Raw genomic sequence first — 3,395 nt, forward strand, 5'->3', positions numbered from 1 at the left:
CATGTCGGGCTCTTACGGAAGTTATGTGAACGGAGTTTTTGTACCCTCAACCTACGAGGCCGAGGGAGCTACACCCCAAACCGGAGTTGACAGGATGAAACCTTTTGTCGAATGGTTGCGAAAATACAACAAAAAAGGGATGGTTGGCGAGTATGGTATTCCAGATGATGATCAAAGATGGAACACTGTGCTGGAAAATATGCTCATCTATTTGAGGGACAATGGGGTACCGGGTACATACTGGTCTGCGGGCCCAAGATGGGGATATTACCGGCTAGCTGTGCAGCCGACGAATAATTATACCACTGACCGTCCTCAGATGAAAGTACTGGAAAAATATACCAAAACGGATCCCAAATAGAATCGAAAGAGAAACGAGAAAAAAACCAAATCAAATAATAATAGACAATGAGAAAAAAAATGATACTTTCACTTCTTGCCGCACTGATAATCACTACGAATCTTTCAGCCCAGAATTTCTCAAAAGTGGAAAATCCGCCGCAACCCTTCGGGCTGAACATGGCCGGAGCTGATTTCGGTAAGAACTTCCCCGGAGTATACAACAAAGATTACACCTATCCCACTGCAGCCAATCTTGATTATGTCAGATCAAAAGGGTTTCGCCTGATCCGTCTGCCGTTCAAGTGGGACAGGATACAACATCAACTTAACGGAGAACTGGAAAAGGAAGAACTTGCACGACTCCGCTACGTGGTAGATGAAGCAGCCAAACGGGAGATCCTGGTTTTATTTGACTTACATAATTATGGGAGAAGATATCTGGGTGAAACACGTTACCGTATTGGTGAAGGCGGTTTAGAAATTGAACATCTTGCCGATTTATGGGGAAAAATTGCCAAAGAATTTTCTGAATACAGCAACATCTGGGGTTACGGATTGATGAATGAACCCAATAATATGCTGGAGAGTACCCCCTGGTCTAAAATAGCACAGGCATCCATACTGGCAATTCGTAAACATGACACCAAAAACGCTATTGTAGTAGGCGGTGACAGCTGGAGCTCTGCCGAAAGATGGATGCAGTTCAGCGACAATCTGAAAAATCTATATGACCCTGCAAACAATCTTATTTTCGAGGCACATGTGTATTTTGATAATGATGCATCGGGAACATACAAGAAAAGTTACGAAGAAGAAAAAGCCAATCCCTACAAGGGAATTGAACGGGTGCAACCCTTTATCAAATGGCTGCGTGATAACAACTTCAGAGGTTTTATCGGTGAATATGGCATCCCTGATCAGGATGAGCGATGGCAGGTATGTCTGGACAACTTTCTGGCCTATCTGCAGGAAAACGGAATCAACGGCACCTATTGGGCAGCCGGTCCCTGGTGGGGTAAAAACTTTATGGCGATTCAGCCAATTGATGGTAAAGATCGGCCACAGATGAAAATTGCGGAAAAATATCTGTGGACAGAATAAAATTCCAACTTAATTCCTTGGTCATATGCGATTAGGTCTACTGTTGATATGCATATTTGCTGTCTTTACGAAAGGAGTATCATCCGATATGGTTGATCTGAAACCTGTTGATTTTTCACATGGACGCCTGGTGATATCTGACAACAAAAGATACCTTGTTCACGAAGATGGGACTCCATTCTTCTACTTTGCTGACACAGCATGGCAACTTTTCCACCGGCTTACCAGAGAAGAAATCAATCACTATTTCCAGAACCGGGGAAAAAAAGGGTTTACGGTAATACAGGCAGTCATCCTGGCTGAATTGGATGGTTTGGAAACTCCCAACCGGTATGGCATCACCCCGTTACACAACAACAATCCCCTGACCCCGAATGAGAATTGGTTTGAGTGGGTCGATGAAGTGATCGCAATGGCTCGCGAGCACGGATTATATATCGCTTTGGTACCTACCTGGGGTGATAAGGTGGACAAGAAATGGGGAACGGGTCCAGAAATATTTACAACGGAGAATGCATATGAATATGGGAAGTATCTTGGCAATCGTTACAAGGAAACACCCAACATCATCTGGATGAATGGCGGCGACCGTTCTGCCGACGGTAAGAACTTTGCCCTATGGGATGCACTTGCCAGGGGAATCAAATCAGAAGATCAACAGCACCTGATGACTTTTCACCCGCAAGGTGAACGATCTTCTTCCGAGTGGTTCCATCAATCCGACTGGTGTGATTTCAACATCTGCCAGACAAGTCATTCCCAGACCGACTATGGCATTTATGAACGACTACTGGTAAAAGATTATCAGCTAAATCCGATAAAGCCCTCCATGGATGCTGAACCACGATACGAAGATATCCCGATTGGATTCAACCCGGAAAACGGCTGGTTCGATGAAAGTGACGTACGCCAGTCGCTTTATTGGAGTCTTTTCTCTGGAGGGTTTGGCTATACCTACGGATGCAACAGCATCTGGCAATTTTATGAGGAGGGCCGCACACCGATGTGCGATGCGAGGAGAAACTGGCAGGAAGCACTTGATCTACCAGGTTCCTTCGCAATAAAATATGCCAGAGCCTTGCTGGAATCCTTTGATTATTTAAGCCGGTTTCCCGATCAGGGTTTTATTGTCAGCCCAAACAACGATAACAAGGAAAAGGTTGTGGCCACCCGGGGTGTGGACTATGCGTTAATCTACATTCCCACCGGTAAAGAAACAGTGGTATCTCTGGACAAGATGAATACCGCGAAACAAATTCAACTTTCATGGTTTCAACCTTGCACGGGAATTAGAAAACCAATTAAAATAACTGAAGCAAAAGGAAACTTTACAGCCAGACCGGCAACCCGGGGAAAAGGGAATGACTGGGTCTTGATTTTAGAAGAAGTCAGCTAAAAGGAAATTAAACTATATAAGAAATAATCTATGGATAAGGAAATATTACGCATCATCAATGAACAGGAGAAATTGTTGTCGCGTAAAAATGAGATGGTGAGCAAAACAAATGGTATATTTAACAGATATTCCGATCCTATTCTAACTGCAGAACATATTCCGGTAAAGTGGAGATATGATCTGAATCCTGACACCAACCATTACATGATGGAACGCATTCAGATTAATGCAGTAATGAATTCAGGCGCCATTAAGATGGGGGATAAATATTTGTTGGTAGTCAGAGTGGAAGGTGCCGACAGGAAATCATTCTTTGCCGTTGCAGAAAGCCCGAATGGCATTGACAACTTTCGCTTCTGGGATTACCCGATGCTGATGCCTGAAGGAGAAGAGCCAGATGTAAACGTTTACGATATGCGTTTGACGGCTCATGAGGATGGCTGGATCTACGGTGTATTTTGTACGGAACGCAAAGATCCGGATGCGCCCAAAGGAGACATGTCTTCGGCAATTGCCACGGCCGGTATAGCCCGGACCAGGGATCTGAAAAAATGGG

Annotated in this window: 2 protein-coding genes and 2 pseudogenes; all 4 read left to right on the plus strand. The window is 44.4% G+C overall.

The features are described from left to right. A pseudogene (locus Q0502_RS12150) lies at positions 1 to 361 on the plus strand (glycoside hydrolase family 5 protein); the annotation flags it as partial. Positions 362 to 408: 47 nt separating this feature from the next. Further along, positions 409 to 1,443 (plus strand): glycoside hydrolase family 5 protein, encoded by a 1,035-nt coding sequence (locus Q0502_RS12155; RefSeq protein WP_298651076.1) that lies wholly within the window; start codon positions 409 to 411, stop codon positions 1,441 to 1,443. Between the two features lie 25 nt (positions 1,444 to 1,468). Beyond that, a complete protein-coding gene (locus Q0502_RS12160) occupies positions 1,469 to 2,839 on the plus strand; it encodes a glycoside hydrolase family 140 protein (RefSeq protein WP_298651078.1) in 1,371 nt (456 codons plus the stop codon). A gap of 30 nt (positions 2,840 to 2,869) precedes the next feature. Beyond that, positions 2,870 to 3,395: pseudogene (locus Q0502_RS12165) on the plus strand (glycosidase); the annotation flags it as partial.

It is taken from the genome of uncultured Proteiniphilum sp. (genome assembly GCF_937873925.1).
Lineage (GTDB): Bacteria > Bacteroidota > Bacteroidia > Bacteroidales > Dysgonomonadaceae > Proteiniphilum.